Source organism: Arthrobacter sp. B0427-1-12 (assembly GCF_059092905.1).
Window position 1 is genome coordinate 1 of sequence record NZ_JBNHIC010000179.1, and the last position, 732, is coordinate 732.

The window sequence follows — 732 nt, forward strand, 5'->3', positions numbered from 1 at the left end:
CTGTTCCCGGGCCGCCTTGGCCTCATATGTGGCGGCTGAGGATGGCCTGGCTGACCTCCTTGATGGCGTGGGTGATCCTGATGCCGCGGGGGCAGGCCTCGGAGCAGTTGAAGACCGTGCGGCACCGCCAGACGCCTTCCTTGTCGTTGAGGATTTCCAGGCGCATATCGGCGGCATCATCGCGGGAGTCGAAGATGAACCGGTGCGCATTGACGATCGCTGCCGGGCCGAAGTACTGGCCGTCGGTCCAGAAGACCGGGCATGAGGAGGTGCAGGCTGCGCACAGAATGCACTTGGTGGTGTCATCGAAACGTTCGCGGTCCTGCGGGGACTGCAGCCGTTCCCTCGTCGGCTCGTGTCCGTTGGTGACCAGAAACGGCATGATTTCCCGGTAGGACTGGAAAAACGGTTCCATGTCCACGATCAGGTCCTTTTCCACCGGCAGGCCCTGAAGCGGTTCGACGGTGACGGGTTTACTGAGGTTGAGGTCCTTGAGCAGCACCTTGCAGGCCAGGCGGTTGCGGCCGTTGATGCGCATGGCATCGGAGCCGCAGACGCCGTGGGCGCAGGAGCGGCGGAAGGACAGGGAGCCGTCGTGCTCCCACTTGATTTTGTGCAGGGCATCCAGCACCCGGTCCGTCCCCTGCATGGTCAGAGGAAAGTCCTCCCAGTGCGCCTGGTCGGACAGTTCGGGGTTGAAACGGCGGATGCGCACGGTGACCTCAAAGGTCG

General features: G+C 63.4%; 1 protein-coding gene. It reads right to left on the reverse strand.

Translation table 11 applies throughout. The annotated features are described in order from the left end of the window. Positions 1–22 precede the first annotated feature (22 nt). On the reverse strand, positions 23–732 hold a 710-nt coding region (locus AC5RWU_RS24435), incomplete at its 5' end, for a succinate dehydrogenase iron-sulfur subunit (protein ID WP_493986755.1).